This window comes from Pseudoalteromonas sp. NS-SX12, from assembly GCF_057367955.1.
The window spans coordinates 931,649-948,724 of the sequence record NZ_CM170634.1 but is presented as its reverse complement, the minus strand read 5'-3'; the positions used below and the strand labels follow the sequence as shown (position 1 = coordinate 948,724).

Here is a 17,076-nt window from a genome sequence, read left to right as displayed (position 1 = left end):
ACTTTAGGAGAAAAAGACACATGATTTGGATATACGGCCCTATTTTGGCACTGCTAGTACTGACCTTTAGTTTACTGATCCGTGCCGCAACAAAGCGCATTGTTGCAGTGCGTAAAAAACAGCTCAATTATAAAATCGTACAAAATCTCGATTATCGCGAAATGCCGCAAGATATTCTGTTAGCAGGGCGCAGTTATGACAATCAGTTTCAACAGCCAATTTTGTTTATTATTCTATTAGGCTTTTTATCGTTTCATTCCATTGAAACACTCATTTGGATGATTGCTGCTTGGAGTTATGTTGCGCTACGGTTTTGGCATGCCTTTGAGCATATCTCTGCACGCAATTTAAAAAGGCGTACATATGCCTTTGGCTTAAGTGCACTATTACTTATGGCAATGTGGCTGACGTTTTTATTAACTCAGTTGCTCTAAGCTAAAACGTAAAGCACTTAATTGGCCATTAAGTGCTTTAACATGATCGGTTTACTTTATTTTCCCGAGCTTGATTAACCCTAGTTCAGTTTAAATAATCGCCTTTCTAATACAAAACCCATAATGCCTGATGCAAATAGCAGTACGCCAAGCACTTGCAACCATGAATTAATTGGGCGGCGAATCTTTTTACTCATTAAGTTATCAAGCTTATAAACACGTCTGCCCCCTGCGACAGTCTCAGTAAAGCTTGGGCCTTTATATTCTGGTGTCATTTGCACTAACGTAACGCGACGCTTTGCCATTTCTAAGCTTAAGGATTTTTGTTTTTTCTGCCTTTGTAATGCCGACAACTCCTCACCTGTATTTAAATAATACCTTTCCCAACGCGAAAATATATCCGCTGGCTCATCGTCTTTCACCACACCAATCGATTCATAGTGGTAAACATACTCATTAAAAATAAGTTTGCTGTAACCAATAAAAAACAAGGTCGCGGCCAGCACGATGCTTATGCTAGCAGCCAATAAAAAATTGCGCCTTTGCATAAATTGATTTTGTGATTTTTGCGCAATAAGCTGCTCTATATCGGGTATTTGCTTTAGCCGTGAAATGTCTTGTTGCACTAATTCGTCTGTTACAAAGTCATTCAGTGACACCTGAAACGCAGCGAGTATTTTCCGCAAAATGTCATTCGATGGTAGCGATTTATCATTTTCTAACTTTGATAAATACGATTGTTCAATACCGGCTTCAGCTGCTAATTCAGGTTGGCTTAACCCTTTTTCTTGTCTTAATTGTTTTAACTTTTCGCCTAATGTCATTGTATATTCCTTAATTCGTTAATTGTCCGTCGCTGACCAGCAAACACACTTATTCTTGGCTAGTCATTGGAAAATAAACAGCTGAATATTTTAGAATATTGAAGAATTTCATATTTTTACTTTGATTTATACCACTTACCATAAGGTTTTCTATACTAAATAAAAAAGCGTTAGGTGAAGACAAATAATGAAACCAATCCATCTAATACTAGTTATTTTTACAAGCTTGCTATTAAGCTCATGCTCTCAGCCTCATAATCCAAAAATCAAACTGGCAATCAATCCATGGCCAGGTTACGAGTTTTTATATTTAGCGAATGAAAAAGGGCTATTTAAACAAGCGGGATTAGATATAGAAATCATTGAAGCACCGTCATTGGCTGAAGTAAAACGCTTTTTCCGACAAGGTAAAGCAAATGCCATGACCAGTACCATGATTGAAGCTGTATCATTAGCTGCGCAGCAAAAAAAGCCGATATCAATTGTATTAGTAACGGATTATTCAAACGGCGGTGATATGATTTTAGCAAAGTCGGACATTAGCGAATTTAGCCAAATTAAAAGTAAACGTGTAGGTGTTGAGCTTGGTTCGCTAGGTTCATTCTTTTTGCATCAAGCTCTGGCGAAGCACGACTTAGCACTTAATGACATTGAAATGCTAAACATTGAGCAGCTTGATGCGCCAGATGCATTTGATAAAGATATTATCGACGCCTACGTAACCTATCCTCCTTATTCCAACTTACTATTAAATGAATTTGAGTTACAAAAGGTGTTTGATTCGCGTGAAATACCTAAAACGATTTTAGATGTGGTAACGGTTTCAAGCGAGCTAGTTGAACAAAACCCAGATTGGATAAAACGCTTTCATAACGCATGGCAAGCAGCGCTTGATTACGCGAAACAGCACCCTATTGAAGCAAACAATATTATGGCTAAACGCGAAGGTATTAGCGCAGATGAATTTGCCGCAGCTTTTCAGGATTTAAAGGTGTTATCCGCAAATGAGCAGCGAGAGATACTCTCGCCAAAAGGCTTATCGCAAAACATGCAGCAAGTGTGTACTGTGCTAAATGAAACAAATAGTATAAATTTTGAGTGCAAAGCGCTCTCGCAGTTTTTATCTATAGGGAAATTAAGTGACTGAAGGCTTAACGCTCGGAAAGCGAATAACTTTACTGCTCAGTATTATCTATATCACCGTGTTGGCGGGGTTAGTATTGTTTAATAAACACAATGCAACCCAGCTTTCTAAAGCAATGATGAAGCATGAAGCCGAGTTAATTATTGAAAGCATTGTTGTTGCCACAGCCAATCGCATTAGCACCGCAAACTTTAAACGCGTTACAAGTGCAATCGGTGCAAACGATGCAGTAGATCATGTACTTATTGCCAAAGCAGATTCGGGGGTTATTTTAGCAAGCAACCAAGCTGAATTAATTGGTGAATCGTTTACCTCTTCTCATTTTCGCTTTAGCCAACTACTCGATAACCTAAACTTTAACCAAGCACCCGATTACTTTTATTTTGATAACCAGCTTATTTATTTAGCCAGCTTTGAAGCGGTATCGGAAGACCGCCGCGCACTTGAAGATCTCATTGTTATTTTGGTTATAAACACCAAACAATTAGGCAACTATATCGCGCTGTCTAACCAATATATTTTCTTCGCCGCCCTACTTGGCTTTTCAATCACCATGGCCCTGAGTATTTATGTAATTCGTTCCCAAGCAATTGTGCCGCTATATCAATTGTTGAACTCTATCCGTGCGGGCATTAAGTCTCGTAAACCAAAAAAAGTATCGGTTCAACACAGCGATGAAATTGGCGAACTAGTCAATGCATACAACGACTTACTCGATAATTTGCTAACCAAGCAGGCCGAATTAAAGAAAGAAACCGAAAAGAGCCAATTGGCCGCGCAAGCTAAGTCAGATTTCCTCGCCGTAATGAGTCACGAAATTCGCACGCCGCTAAACGGTGTACTCGGCACAGCAACACTGCTTGCCAAAACATCAATGACCGAACAACAACAGCAACAACTTGATGTGATCACCAGCTCGGGGCAGCAATTGCTCGCAACCATTAATGATATTTTAGATATCTCGAAAATCGAAGCAGGCAAACTTGTGCTTCACCCTGTGCCGTGTGAAATCAACCAAATGCTAAAAAACGTTGTTGATATGTTTAATGCATCGGCGATGGAAAAAGACGTTAGTATTATCGCAAATTATACTAATCAAACATCTTATGTGGCACTTGATGATGTGCGCGTAAAACAGGTATTAATCAACTTAATTAGTAATGCGATTAAATTCACTGAGCAAGGCACTGTGTCGGTGTCGGTAGAGTTAACCGCAACGGGACAAGGCAAATATTTACTCACCATCACGATTGTTGATACCGGCATAGGTTTAAGCGAAGCGCAAATTGATTCCTTATTCACTAAGTTTGTTCAAGCAGATGCCAGTACAACCCGCAAATATGGCGGCACTGGACTCGGTTTAGCCATTTGTAATGCGCTAGTAAAACAAATGAATGGCGCAATTGAAGTTGCCAGTAAACTTGGTCAAGGATCACGTTTTGTTGTGACCTTACCGTGCGATGAAGTTGAAAAACCAGAGCTAAACCTAGATACCGCACACAATATTGAAAAAGTCGTCGATGCCGCTATTTTACTGGTAGACGATGTACCACTAAACCAACATATAGCAAAAGCGATGCTTGCTGAACATACTGTCACAACAGCAAATAATGGTCTTGAAGCCGTGGCGAAAGCAAAAGAGCATCAATTTGATATTATTTTAATGGACTGCCTAATGCCTGAATTAGATGGCTTTGATGCCACTAAGCAAATACGCCAATTTGATACTAATACCCCCATTATTGCATTAACAGCCAGCAATCAGAGTGAAACCAAAGATAAATGCTTAGCCGCTGGTATGAATGACTTTTTATCTAAACCTTTGGTTGAAAAAGACTTACTCAATATGATCAATCAATGGGCAAATCGCCCATAACTCAAGTTAAATAAATCCAGTTATCACCGAATATCGCCTTTAAACACTTTTAAGCTCATCATTTTTAGTTTTTGCTTAGTCTAGCCTTAACGAATTAAGGAGGCATTATGCTTAAAACATATAAATTAGTGTTAGCTGGACAGCAAATACGCTTAACAAAAAATGATCAGCAGGATGCAAAGCTTTATATCAACGGACAAAAGCAAACCTTAATTAAGCAGTCATTTAAAAATCGCACTAACTACTTAGCTAAGCTTGAAAAAATGGGTGATTTTATTATCAGCCAGGTAACAACTCGATTAGGCCAAGAAATTCGCTTTTATTTAAAGTCAGCAGGCCAAAATCAGTTGCTATTTAAAGCCAACGCGTAAAAAAACAACTTAAGGAATCGATATGTTTTCAACTGTCACTCACTACCTAATTTTAGCGGCTCTGCTTATCACGGCCATTTTCTTTTATACCGTTTCGTTTCAAAGCGGTACTTTTTTGGTAATTATATTAGGTGTGTTGTTTGAGCTAGCGTTTTGGATAAAGCTTGTAAAAGGCAAGAAAAAAGCAAAAACCTAGGGCAGTTAGGTTTTTGCTTTGGTGTTAGCTAAAACAGATAGCGTACTTTAAATGTAACAAACTCTTGATCGGGCTGCTGCCAATTGCGCTCTAATGTTGCAAAGCGGTTATTAGTTAAATCGCGTTCAATTAATTCGTTACCACCACGCCCATAAACCAAATAAATGTCTGAATATGCGCCCATTTTATAGCGCAGTTTTAGTTGCAAGTTGAAACGCGAATCATCAAAGCTGGTATCGCGAGTGTCGGCTTGCAAACCATTTTGCGAAACACGATAAACCTGCTTACTTTGCGCCTTCAAACTCGCCCACTGAAAGGTCGAACTAAATTCAAGATTATCTAAAATTAAACCTGAAATTTTAATATGGTTTGCATAGTAATCACGGTCGTATTCGGTAATCACATTTTGTTGATTTGCTACCAACCAGCCATCACCCGTACGGAAGTAATTGTTAAATGCAATGCGCCAATTTGGGTGAGGCATTAGCGTTAAATCAACAGCGTACTGATCAGCTCGGCCATTTAATCCCTCTTGATCATTTTGGTAACTCGCTGCCCAGCTAAACATACCTGTATAAGGGCTAATGTACATCACGCGAGAAGTCCAATTATCAGCAACATAAACTGCGTCTGTGCCATAACCTAAGTTGTCGTGCCATGCTCCTGCGTAGTAATTAATTATGGTTTCAAATTGGCCGCCATTTTCTAGATTTAGATTCACTAAATATTGCGGATTACTGGTTAGCTTTAAGCCATTATCATCGGTTTGATAATTAATACTGGCCTTTTGCAATACACGATTAAACCACTTATTGTCAGTGTTAATAGCATGGCTAAAGTTGATTTCACTGGCACGCCAATTATTACGTTCGCTGTATCCTAAGTCGTTATTATCAAAACTATCATCAAGTCTTAAGTAATTAGCTGAAATTGATGTGTTTACATTAAATTGGTACTTTGCATTTAGCGATATACCAGTACCTTGTGTGCTAACTCCCTGCTCGCTTATATCCGTATGCATTAATGCAACCTGACCTGACCAGGTATCACTTTGATACTGACTATCCCAAGCATAACTGTAGGCATCTCTATCTAACCATGGTCGCTTGGTTTTAGTTGCCAACACACCGGTTTGCCAATTTTGCTGCGCCGTTTGCTGGGTGTAATTAATGCGTCCTGCATAAAAGTCTTTGCCCGCGTCTGAGGCTAAATTATCTTCCGCTACAGCAAAACCCGCCAACTGCAAGTTTTCGCCTTGATGGACAAAGCGCGCAGCCACATCAATTGGTGTAATTAATTCACTGTTATCATCACTGCCCGCACCAATACGACGGGTGTGAATAAGCTTTGTATTGCGCTCAGACGGAATGCTAAACACACTAATATCTTGAGTAAAAAACGGACGCTTATCAGTGCGCAATGTTTCCACTGCAGAATAATTCAGCACCACCTCGTCACTATCGACCTGACCAAAATCAGGATTCACCGCAACACTTAACTTTTGGTGGTGATTCGGCTTATAGACTAAATCAAACCCTAAGTTTGCATCGCCATCATTCGCCACAAAATCGTTTGAATAGCTGGCATAAGGCACAAATGCCCACTGCTGACTCTGTGGTATTTTCACCTGGACTTTTGGCATTTCAATGTAAAAATCGCTATTGCCGGTGGTTTGTGGCTGCGAGCCATAAATATAGTTTTTCGCTAAATCATAAAGCTGAAGCGATACACCCACTTGAGAGTAGCCGTTGTCGTCTTGTTTATGACGAAACGACACTGCATGCCATGGAATAAACGCTTCTATCGACCAAAAATCATCCGCTTCATAAAATGCAGATTGCCAAGCGCCATCCCAATCATAGTCGGTTGCTAATTGCGGCGTCAGTACCGCATCTTGAATACCGCCACCCAGCGTTACCGCAAACAAATACGCGCCACTGCCATCGCCTGAGAAATCGATAACAAAACGATTAAAATCAGCTTGCATAAACGCATCTTGCAAGTTGTATTGCTTTTTACGCTGCTCCTTTAGCTGATAATTAATCATGCCGATATACATGCCTTTTTCATCGCTGTAGACTCGCCCTTCCACTTTGCTTTTATGTTCTGACAAGGTGGCTGGCACTACCTGATAAAAGGTTTGATATTGAGTGGCATCCTGCCATATATTTTCAGCGAGCTGACCATCTAATGTGATTGCCGATTGCTCGGCCAGTGTGGCAAAGCTCACAAGTGTAAAAGAGTAAATTAACGGATTTTTCATAACGGCTCATATGCGGTTTATTTGCATTACATATCAGCAGAAAAAGCTGCTTAAAAAGCTGATTTTTTTCTTAATAAAGCTGCTAGAAGTCTTATATTTATTGACTTTAATCTGCAAAACCGTATTTTTGTTATTAAAACTATAAAAGGCCTGTTTAAACCGCTATGGAAAACGCTCATACCCCAAGACAAGGTACATTTAGATTTGCAGAGTTTGAGTTTAATGCATCTAAAGATGAGCTTTGCCTATGGCAAACAGGTCAAATAGAAAAACTTGAGCCTCAAGTGTCTCAGTTACTTGCCATGCTAATAAATAATGCGCAGCAAGTTATCTCAAAAGAACAGATTCAAACCGCGCTATGGCCAAACACCATAGTTGAACAAAACAGCCTGTATCAACTGTTAACTAAACTGCGAAAACTACTAAGTGATAGCTCACGCAATCCTCGCTTTATAAAAACAGTGCCGAAAAAGGGTTACTGTTTTATTGCCGATGTTGAGCTTGTGAGTAATGCGCCAGCGCAAGTAAAAACTATAGAACGCAGTAGTCGAAAGTTTCACCCACTATTAGCGGTGCTGCCGATTTTAGTCGTATGTTTTAGCGTTTGGGCGTTTTTTAATAGCCAAGAAAGCGAGTTTGAAATTCCGCATTATGAACTTCATGATGTGAGCTACGATTTAGGGTTAGAATTTGATGTAAGCGTACATCGCGAACACGATTTAATGGCGTACATTAAAGATATCAAAACGCTCACCATTACCGATAAGCAGGGCCAACAGTTATTCAATCGTACCTTTGCTCATCGTGTTGGTTTTCCCGCTTGGCAACACAAAGGAAAGCTATTAGCGTATTGGCAATTTATTGAAGATAAATGTGAGCTTTCAATTATTTCACCGCAAGGTGCCACCAGCCACCGCGCTAACGGCATCGTGTGTGAATCGGCAAAACCGCCTGTTTGGAAATCAAATGACGAGCTTATTTTAAGCATCTTACAGCAAGGTGTATTAGTGCCCTACTTGTACCGCATTGGTACCGAAGAACTCATTGCGATGCCACTTGAGCGCCCTGCTCAAGCTGAATATAAAGGGGCTATTTCGGCATGGGATAATCGCGTTTATTTTCTATTTAATTATATTGACCACACCAGCAAGCTGGTGTCACTCGATGGCAAAGAAGCGCTTAGCTGGCCATTTCCAGTTTGGCTTGTGGCCTATAATCCAAATAACGGTGCCATTGTCAGTAACGATGAAAGTCAGCGCCATAATTTAATAGCAACGCACCGCGATGGCCAAAGCTATCCTATTTACAACACCGCTCAAGGTCTTTTCACCAGTGCTTCAATTGATAAAAACGGTGATATCTACACCGCAATTGAAAGCTGGCAGGTGAATATTCGAGATAAAGACAACTTGCCGATTTTCTCAACCTCAAGCATCGATTATTTACCTGTCAGTAATAGTTTAGGTGAAACCGCATTTATGTCGCGCCGCAGCGGCGTGTGCGAAGTGTATTTGCATGCCGACAACAAGGTAACGCGCCTTTCTAATCACAAGGGCTATGAATACGTTAAGTTTTTAGAATGGCGTCCGGATTTAAGCATGCTGCTGTCGAACCGCGATATGGATTTAGCGCTATATGATCGCAAAAGCCTGATTTTGCAGTTTACCACTGAGCTAAATAGCACCATAAAAAATGCCGGCTGGTATGATATGCAAACGGTTTACGCCTTTGATGGCACCAAAATACAGCTCTATGATTTACAAGGCAGAATGCTTAAAAGTATTGATTTAAATGCACAGTTTGCCTATTTCGATAGCAGTAATAGCCGTTGGTTAGTACTACAAGACAATCAATTAATTAGCAAAATAGATTTAACTGAAAGCGGTGAAAATCTCGCAAAACTTAGCCGCGAGCAAACGAATTTATTGCACAATATTCGCATTAAAAACAATGCACTGTATTGGCAATCATCATGGTCAAAGCAAGATAAAATTTGGCGTCTCGACCTTACTAACCCAAGCGACATTACACTGGTAAAACAAGGTAATTTAATTTGGCATTTTGATATTGATCCGTACGAGCAACTCACTATCGCACGCATGGAAGCGATCGAAGGTGATATTAAGCGCTTATCGCCAGAACAAATTAACTAACTCGAGTTCAGGTTAACTAGGCTTAGCCGCTCTGTTTAACAAAAGCAAAGCCCTCTGCAAAACTGGCAAAGTGCATTTTAGTAATGCAGCAATTTGCTAAAGCAAAAGCATGCTTTTGCAGTAACAGCGTAAATTCTTCTAAGTTGAATGAATTTACCTGTAAAAGCTCGCTATTGCTGATAACACGATGGTAATTTCCACTGCTATCAATCACACCGTCATTTATCACTAAACTGCCCAGTAAATCCCGCATCTGATGCTGGCTTTCAACATATTCCAATTCATCGTCACCGCAATAATGGATCACTACAGGGTAGTTGAGCGTTGCTATTAATTTCATTTTATTTATTGACTTAATTTTAAACTGTATTAGTGTATTAATACACCTATAAATTACTAATACACTATGAGCATAGATTTAATTCATGCAATTTACACCATAAACACCCAAGCATCGAGTGCGCTTTATCGTCAGGTGATGGAACAAACCAAGCAGGGCATTCGTGCGGGATTGTTACAACCGGGGCAACAGCTGCCTTCGGTACGTGTAATGGCATCTAGCTTACAAGTAAACCCAATGACTATTTCTAAAGCATACTCGCAATTAGAACAACAAGGCGTGCTGGAAAAGCGAAAAGGCATTGGCATGTTGGTTGCCGAGCAACACAACATTAGTAATTACAGTGATGCGCTGCTCACTCAGCGCGATCAATTTGTAACGTTAGCCAAGCAGCAAAAGCTTTCTGACGACGCGATTATAACCCTAGTACAAGATGCACTTTCTGCGCTAAGCAACAGGACGTAACTATGACTCAACCGATTATCACCATTGAAAAGGCCATCAAATCATACAAAAGCTTACGCGTAATCGATAAACTGAATTGGCAAGTTAACGAAGGCGATATTGTTGGCTTACTTGGAAAAAATGCCGCCGGTAAAAGCACTCTATTAGAATCGATTATGGGCCTGCGCCAATTAGATCACGGCACAATTAAACTATGGGGTTATGAATGGCATGAATTACCACAAAGTAAAAAACAAAAAATTGGCTATGTAGCGCAAACCAGTTCTGCATTTGAATGGATGAAAGTAGCGCAATACATTGATTACATTAGTCAGTTTTTTCCATCATGGGATAAAGCCTATTGCGAAACCTTGCTAAAGCGCTGGCGCATCAGCCATGATCAGGTAATTGGCAAGCTTTCTGGCGGCCAAAAACAAATGCTAGACGTGGTGCAGGCATTATCAATCCGCCCTGAACTGCTGATCTTAGACGAGCCTGTTGCACACCTTGATCCCAATATGCGCCGCGCTTTTTTAAAAGAAGTGATCGATTTGTGCTGTGAACACGGTACTACGGTGATTTTCTCAACTCATATTGTGTCTGACTTAGAACGCATTGCCAATCGCGTTGCGGTACTGCAATTTGGTGTGATCCGCCACTACTACGAGCTCGATGCGCTCAAGGCAAGCATTGCCAAACTTAGCTTTACTAATAAATCAAAAGTTAACCTGCTGGAAAAAGACACGTCGATTAGCAGAATTCAACAATTTGGTGACACTACCAATACTTGCATTATTGCACCATTGAAAAAGCCGATAGACGAGTGGTGTGCCTTTTACGATATTGATGCCACGATTCAGCCAATCAACTTAGAAGACTGGTATTTGGAGGTGGCAAATGAGTTTGTTTAAATCAAACGCGTGGATTTTAATGCGCAGTGGCACAGTAACACTGCCATTTATGCTTGTGCTTTCAGTTGTATTTAATGCGTTATGGCTACAAAAATCACTCGACCCAAGCACCTTTCGCTATGTAAAAACCTATTTGCTTGTCACCTGTTTACCATCACTCTTTTTTGGCTTTTTACTAGGTATTGGATTGGTAAAACTAAAAACGCATTACCTATGGGCTGTAAATACGCTTTACCGTTTCTCAATATTAAAAAGCGCACTAATTTTAGCGGTGATAGGCTCATTACTAATGAGTTCGTTTATTACATTAAGCAGTGAGCTTTCACTCCATTACATTTTAATACCGGTTAGCTTTGCAATTATTGGACTACTAGTAAATTCGAGTGGCTCAGTTGTACACAATATTTTGCGTAACGTGTTTAGCTCATCGCTATTAATTTTAATGATGTTTGAAGCAACGCATGAAATAACCCAAATAATCATATTTGTAACAGCTTGCTACGCAATCTATAGCGCCTTTCAGTCACCGACTGGCAGAACTAAACTCAGTAAAACTCTGGTACCAACTGACCGCCAATCGGTCATTTGGTGGAACCAAAAATTAGCTACGTTTACCGCTAAATTTAAAAAGTCATTTAACAAAGATATCGCCTGGGCAGTATGTTACCCACAAACAAAAATTGGTTATTTAGGTGGCTATTTTGCAGCGATTTTTGGCTTTTTATTTGCGACCACAGATAACGAAGTACTTATAAACTTTATGTTGTTATCGCTCGTGCTCGGGTGTCAGTTTCCAGTTTACCAAGAGTTCAACCAGCTTAAACATCAAATAAAAGCAATTGCTCACTGCTTTGACTGCACCAGTCAGTTGATCAAACACATTATTTACGCATTTGATAAAGTGGTATTGCGTAATACAGTATTTATTTTTGCTGCAATAGTTGCCATCACTTTATTTAGGCAAGATGCGCAAGAAGCAGTGAAAATCGCCTTTTTAACCGTATTTGCAACAACAATGTTTTTAGCGTTTGCGCCTTTATTAATCGTATACTTTTCAGGCTGTATAAATTTAAAGAATATCGCTCTTTTTGCCGTTATTTGCGTGCTCGAGGTTGGCGTGTTTGGGCTAGTACATTACACCAGTGAACAGCTTAGTATTTATTTGATTTGTATTTTGGTTGCCTTGATTACTATTCCAATGCGGTATTTCACGCAACAATTGGTTATGCGCCAACCACTTGAAAGAATTATCAATTAACTTGTACTAGGTCAAAGATGAATGAATAAAATGCATTGTTCTATGTAATTCAATAAGCTAGAGTAAAACAAAAGTAGTAATTATGTAGTACAGTGCAGTTCTTTCGATTTTTAAATATAAAAATTAGTTTAGCTTTTGTTGCGGGCTGTTTGCTTTTAGCGCAACACCTTGCGGCTGCTGAAAAAACGCATCCAATCACTTACTACACTGAGCTTTATCCACCTTCAAGTTACTATTACAACGACCAATTAATCGGCTTGTCGGTCGATTTATTAAAACTCATTTGGCACGACCAAGGTATCACCGAGCAACCTATACTAGTTGTGCCTTGGGCACGTGGCTATAAAGAAATTAGCAATAAACCAAATACGGCATTATTTGCCATGTCTAAAACAGCTGATCGTGCAGCAAAATTTAAATGGGTAGGGCCGTTATTTACAGCAGAGTATTACATTATTGCGCAACCGAATACTGGTTTATTTATTACCGATATTTCGCAAGTTTATGATAAGTCTATTGCGGTTATTCGAAATGACGTAACGCAAAGTCTTATCTACGAAACGGATTTTCCACATCAACAAATTCTTGCTGCTAAAAGTATGGATGATGCGCTAGCCTTGTTTAAAGCTGAGCGTGTCGACTTATTAGCGATTTCACGCTCAGGGTTAAACGCCGCCATAAAACAAAGAAAACTTGGCAGCGAATTATTTCAGCGTATTCTACTATTGAAAGTCGTTGATGATTACATTGCCTTTAGTAAAGACACACCCGATGAAATAGTGCAGGCATTTCAAACCAGTTTAAATAAACTGAAAAGCCAGCATATGGCACTTAAGGAAGAATACAAGCTGAACTAGGAGTGAGCACATGAACAAATACATAGCTGCGCTACCCGCCATTCGCCCACCATTTTTAACGTTAGCGCCGCTGTCGTGTTTAGTTGGACTCGCATACTGTGCTTATCAAGGCATACCTATTGATATGTTCAATGCACTACTAAGCGTGCTTGGTGCAATACTCGCTGCAATTGCCGTGAATACCATCAATGAATATCAAGATTTTCAAAGTGGTTTAGATTTAAATACCACACCAACTCCTTTTAGCGGTGGCAGCGGTTTATTAAAACAAAACCCAGCTCTCGCCCCCATAGTTAAGCGGTATGCTGTTGGCTCTGTAATTGCGGTAATATTAATCGGTTTATTTTTTATTTTTCGCATTGGCGCTACGCTAGTTCCAATTGGTTTACTTGGCCTCTTGATAGTAGTGAGTTATACCAAAGTGCTTAACAAACACCCTTGGCTATGTTTTATTGCACCGGGTATCGGCTTTGCTATTCTAATGCCTGTTGGCGCATTTTTAGTGCAAACGGGTATTATTAGTTACTCATTAGTCGCGATTAGTTTAGTGCCGTTTTTAATCACCAATAACCTACTGTTAATAAACCAACTACCCGACATAGTCGCCGACAAAAGCGTTGGCCGCAAACATATCGCTATTTACTATGGCGTTAACGTTGCTTGCTGGATATTTGCGTTGTCATTGATTTCGGCATTTGCTGGCTTAGTGTGTTTAGTAATGATTGGTCTTCTGCCTAAGCTTGCGTTAATCGCGTTACTGCCTCTCGTACTTTGTTTGCTTTCCTTGGTATACTTGTTCCGTTTAGGCGATAACATAGCACAGCATTTACCTGCGATGGGCATGGTAGCTGCTGCGGCAAACCTTACGCCATTAATGTTATCTCTCGCTTTATTTATGAGTAAAAGTTAAATACCAATGACCATTAGTTACCAATTCACGCTCGACAAAGCATACCTTGAAGAGTGTTTTGACGAATCACTGCCACACAGTCCTCACCAAACACCAAAATACGGCTTTGCAGGCAGTTTTATTGGCATTGGAATGGGGCTTATTATCTTTACTGAGATTGGTGGCGTAGCGCCTTACATTATGGTTGGTTTAGGCATTCTAGAATTTATCAGTTTCTACTATCGCCGTCCTTGGTGGCTTACACGTCAGATGTGGAGCAGGGCATCGAACTCGACTGTCACAATCACCCTGAATGAAGATGGTATTGAAAGTAAAAACCCCTATACCGAATCACTGCTTGAATGGGATCAGATCAAAGAAATCATTCACACACCAAAAGGTATGCTTTTTGTTAATTACAAAGGCCAACAAACTTATCTTTCAAAAGCGTTTATGCCAGCAGATAGCGAAAGCTATATTGAAAAGCAGATTGCAGTTTATAAGGTGAAGATAACGCGATAACACAGCACTTGCTGTGTTATCCATTGGTGCTAAAGCGTCGCGACACGGTTGCGACCACTTCGTTTGGCGCTATATAACGCCTCGTCAGCTTGTTTTACCGCATTGTAAAAGGCAACCACTGAATGTACTTCTGCCACACCAAAACTGGCAGTTAGCGCTAAATTATCGCCACTTTCCAAATTAACCGGATGATCTTCAATATTCTTTCTTAGTTTTTCTGCGATTTGCACAGCTTGACGCATCGATGCGTGGGGCAAGCAGATAATAAATTCTTCACCGCCGTAGCGCGCTACTACATCCGAATAACGCAATTGATTTTGCATTAATTTAGCTATGTGCATCAGTGCTTTATCACCAATATCGTGACCATAGTTATCATTTACGTCTTTAAAGCGGTCGATATCACACATAATCACCGCCATAGGTAAAAACTCCGCGGTAGTTTTTTCCATTTTGGTTAAGAAAATCGCATCAATAAATCGACGATTTGGCAAACCCGTTAATGCATCGGTATTCGCTTTTTGTTTTTGATTATAGGTAATATTAGTTATGGCTTGATGACTTTTATCGCGAAAATATTCACTAATAAAAGCAAAAAATACCACGAGCGAAAAGCCCGATAAAAATCGCGATTTTTCAACGTGGCCATAATTTGCTTGGCCAAAATCTGGTCCATATAACTGAAACGCAATCGCGCCGATCGCAAGCGCTGTTAACAACAAACCAAAACGCACGCCTAGCATAGTAAACACCACAACCGGATAAAACATAATCCAATAAAGCGCAGTGTTTTCCTTTCCGCCTGTGTAAACCAATAAAATACTTAGTAGCAATACCGTTAGCGCAATGCCAATACTGCAATATTTAAGTTGTCGAGTGCTAAAGTAAATCACCACATTAATAAATACGGCAATAAGTGCGCCCAATAAAGTAATGCTCAAAAGCCACGGGTAGGTTTGAAAATTCGCTAACAATAGCCCCGAAAACACTACCAAAGCGATACCAGACATTGCCAAAAACGAAAAAACTCGGCGTTTTAGTTCAGCGCTGTGTAAGCCATCTACTTCAATAAAGCTTCGCCATAGATCGGTTGTGTGAGAGTTATTTTGCTGCATCTTTTATATTTATATTTATTGTTTTAGAAATTAACTAAGTACATTCGAGTACTGAACAGCTAGCACTAAGTTTAATGCAGACTTGGTAAAAAGCTAATCTTGCGCAATACCAAGCCGCATAACCTTATTTAGCTAAAAACAGTGCGAGTTCGTTAGTTAATTCAGAATAATAAGGGTTGTAGCTTAAACGTTGAAAAAGCGTATGCTTTTCCCCAGCAAGCGGTGTTTTTTCTGAAGCTGGAATATTGGGCGTTACTTTGCAAGCATTGTATTTTTTTACGTCTGCTAAGTAATGGCCGCAGTTTCGATATACTGCATGCTCACCATAATGGATATTGCTTGGCGCATTAGGAATTGCGGTATGAGCCATTTGTAGTTGGTCATCACACTTTGGCATGCATTGCGGTGTTACTAACTTTACATTTTCAAATGCACTCAGCTGATTTGCGTTATCACGTTCGCCGTAATAAACCAAAGTGAGTGGTGTAGGGGTTTTACGTTGCCACTGAACCAATAAATCAAGTGTTGCGGCAGTATCAATCGTCATATCATGCTCGGGCACAGCAACAAACATAGGTACGTTGTGCGTAATATGATGTTTTGTCAGAGGATATACATCACTCATTAAATGATGCACTTGTGCACCAGCATTAATCGGGAACGATTCATACTTGGCAAAATCAACATCTGCGTCTTTATCAAGCCAATTTAAAAAAGGCACATAATCAATATACTGCGCAAGCCACGACATTGAATTTTTAGCCTTTGTCGCTGGCGCAAACAGCATTACACCAGACAGTTTTGGGCTCAGAGACTTTCGCGTAAGCATATAATCTAAAATAAGACCGGCTCCTGTTGAGAAGCCGCCTAAATATACCTGCTCAAAATCATTAAGTGATTGCTCAATCGCAAATGCACTCAGTGCGCGCCAATCATTGTAATCAACATAAAGTAAATGCTCCGCTGCAGTGCCGTGACCTGGCAGCAATACAGTACGCACATTGAATCCTTGCTGGTGGTAAAACGCGGATAAATCGTGAAAACTATACGACGAATCGGTTAAACCGTGGATTAGCAGCACCACTTTATCGCTATTTGCGTGCGTTAACTGATACGGCTTTACTAAATCAGTAATGGTTGGTGCGCTGATATTTTGCTGGTTTAAAACATAGTTATTAACAGGGCAAGGTACATTTGCACGGGGGTTGAGCGCTGTTATTTGCTGCTCGGATTGCACTAAATAACCTTCGAAATTAAGGTCGGATAAATCAAGTACTTTAGCAACATCGGATTTAGCTAAAAACCGATAGCTACCCTCACTAATTGAGTGGTTGATTAACTTAACGTCTGCACTTTGAGACAAGCAATTTGCAAAGCTACTTGCACTTAAAAATAGTAAAATGCCTAATGTTTTAAATACGTTACTCATCAAACCAACCTTTAGGTTTTTATTGGAATAACAAAATACTACCTCAATTT

17 protein-coding genes are annotated in these 17,076 nt (G+C 40.0%); 12 read left to right on the top strand and 5 right to left on the bottom strand.

Translation table 11 applies throughout. From position 1 onward, the window contains the following. Window positions 1-20: 20 nt before the first annotated feature. Window positions 21-434 (top strand): MAPEG family protein, encoded by a 414-nt coding sequence (locus tag AC2IOM_RS04550; RefSeq protein ID WP_486359243.1) that lies wholly within the window; start codon window positions 21-23, stop codon window positions 432-434. Between the two features lie 80 nt (window positions 435-514). Here AC2IOM_RS04550 and AC2IOM_RS04545 read toward each other — a convergent pair whose 3' ends face one another. Continuing rightward, window positions 515-1,258: a helix-turn-helix domain-containing protein gene (locus AC2IOM_RS04545; RefSeq protein ID WP_486359242.1), complete on the bottom strand. Its 744-nt coding sequence runs from the start codon at window positions 1,256-1,258 to the stop codon at window positions 515-517. Window positions 1,259-1,445: 187 nt separating this feature from the next. On the opposite strand from AC2IOM_RS04545, the gene AC2IOM_RS04540 reads away from it, so the two are divergent. The 4 genes from AC2IOM_RS04540 (at window position 1,446) to AC2IOM_RS04525 (ending at window position 4,845) form a co-directional block, all read left to right on the top strand. Beyond that, complete coding sequence (locus AC2IOM_RS04540; RefSeq protein ID WP_486359241.1) at window positions 1,446-2,405, top strand: ABC transporter substrate-binding protein; 960 nt, start codon at window positions 1,446-1,448, stop codon at window positions 2,403-2,405. Then, complete coding sequence (locus AC2IOM_RS04535; protein ID WP_486359240.1) at window positions 2,398-4,278, top strand: ATP-binding protein; 1,881 nt, start codon at window positions 2,398-2,400, stop codon at window positions 4,276-4,278. The genes AC2IOM_RS04540 and AC2IOM_RS04535 overlap by 8 nt, the downstream gene beginning before the upstream one ends. Window positions 4,279-4,385: 107 nt before the next feature. After that, on the top strand, window positions 4,386-4,649 hold the full coding sequence (locus tag AC2IOM_RS04530; protein ID WP_010561357.1) for a hypothetical protein: 264 nt from the start codon (window positions 4,386-4,388) through the stop codon (window positions 4,647-4,649). A gap of 22 nt (window positions 4,650-4,671) precedes the next feature. Further along, complete coding sequence (locus AC2IOM_RS04525) at window positions 4,672-4,845, top strand: hypothetical protein (RefSeq protein WP_010561356.1); 174 nt, start codon at window positions 4,672-4,674, stop codon at window positions 4,843-4,845. Between the two features lie 28 nt (window positions 4,846-4,873). Here AC2IOM_RS04525 and AC2IOM_RS04520 read toward each other — a convergent pair whose 3' ends face one another. Continuing rightward, entirely contained in the window at window positions 4,874-7,108 is a 2,235-nt protein-coding gene (locus AC2IOM_RS04520) for a DUF5916 domain-containing protein (protein WP_486359239.1), read from the bottom strand. 164 nt (window positions 7,109-7,272) lie between these two features. Between AC2IOM_RS04520 and AC2IOM_RS04515 the strand changes: the two genes are divergently transcribed. Further along, complete coding sequence (locus AC2IOM_RS04515) at window positions 7,273-9,261, top strand: winged helix-turn-helix domain-containing protein (protein WP_486359238.1); 1,989 nt, start codon at window positions 7,273-7,275, stop codon at window positions 9,259-9,261. Between the two features lie 22 nt (window positions 9,262-9,283). Here the strand turns inward: AC2IOM_RS04515 and AC2IOM_RS04510 are convergent, their stop codons facing one another. Further along, the gene (locus tag AC2IOM_RS04510; RefSeq protein ID WP_138630137.1) at window positions 9,284-9,601 is read right to left on the bottom strand and encodes a DUF4144 family protein; all 318 of its coding nucleotides are present in this window, start codon (window positions 9,599-9,601) and stop codon (window positions 9,284-9,286) included. A 66-nt stretch (window positions 9,602-9,667) separates the two neighbouring features. Between AC2IOM_RS04510 and AC2IOM_RS04505 the strand changes: the two genes are divergently transcribed. From AC2IOM_RS04505 to AC2IOM_RS04480, 6 genes are all read left to right on the top strand, one after another. Beyond that, on the top strand, window positions 9,668-10,066 hold the full coding sequence (locus AC2IOM_RS04505) for a GntR family transcriptional regulator (RefSeq protein WP_100914439.1): 399 nt from the start codon (window positions 9,668-9,670) through the stop codon (window positions 10,064-10,066). 2 nt (window positions 10,067-10,068) lie between these two features. Then, the gene (locus AC2IOM_RS04500; RefSeq protein WP_486359237.1) at window positions 10,069-10,956 is read left to right on the top strand and encodes an ABC transporter ATP-binding protein; all 888 of its coding nucleotides are present in this window, start codon (window positions 10,069-10,071) and stop codon (window positions 10,954-10,956) included. Continuing rightward, window positions 10,943-12,214, top strand: a complete 1,272-nt coding sequence (locus AC2IOM_RS04495) for a hypothetical protein (protein WP_486359236.1) — start codon at window positions 10,943-10,945, stop codon at window positions 12,212-12,214. The genes AC2IOM_RS04500 and AC2IOM_RS04495 overlap by 14 nt, the downstream gene beginning before the upstream one ends. A gap of 149 nt (window positions 12,215-12,363) precedes the next feature. Next, window positions 12,364-13,071: a substrate-binding periplasmic protein gene (locus AC2IOM_RS04490; protein WP_486359235.1), complete on the top strand. Its 708-nt coding sequence runs from the start codon at window positions 12,364-12,366 to the stop codon at window positions 13,069-13,071. Between the two features lie 10 nt (window positions 13,072-13,081). Then, window positions 13,082-13,981, top strand: a complete 900-nt coding sequence (locus AC2IOM_RS04485) for a prenyltransferase (protein ID WP_486359234.1) — start codon at window positions 13,082-13,084, stop codon at window positions 13,979-13,981. Between the two features lie 6 nt (window positions 13,982-13,987). After that, window positions 13,988-14,482: a YcxB family protein gene (locus AC2IOM_RS04480; RefSeq protein ID WP_486359233.1), complete on the top strand. Its 495-nt coding sequence runs from the start codon at window positions 13,988-13,990 to the stop codon at window positions 14,480-14,482. 29 nt (window positions 14,483-14,511) lie between these two features. On the opposite strand, the gene AC2IOM_RS04475 is transcribed toward AC2IOM_RS04480, so the two are convergent. Both AC2IOM_RS04475 and AC2IOM_RS04470 read right to left on the bottom strand, forming a co-directional pair. After that, the gene (locus AC2IOM_RS04475; RefSeq protein ID WP_486359232.1) at window positions 14,512-15,597 is read right to left on the bottom strand and encodes a GGDEF domain-containing protein; all 1,086 of its coding nucleotides are present in this window, start codon (window positions 15,595-15,597) and stop codon (window positions 14,512-14,514) included. A gap of 124 nt (window positions 15,598-15,721) precedes the next feature. Continuing rightward, on the bottom strand, window positions 15,722-17,026 hold the full coding sequence (locus AC2IOM_RS04470; RefSeq protein ID WP_486359231.1) for an alpha/beta hydrolase: 1,305 nt from the start codon (window positions 17,024-17,026) through the stop codon (window positions 15,722-15,724). Between the last annotated feature and the right edge of the window lie 50 nt (window positions 17,027-17,076).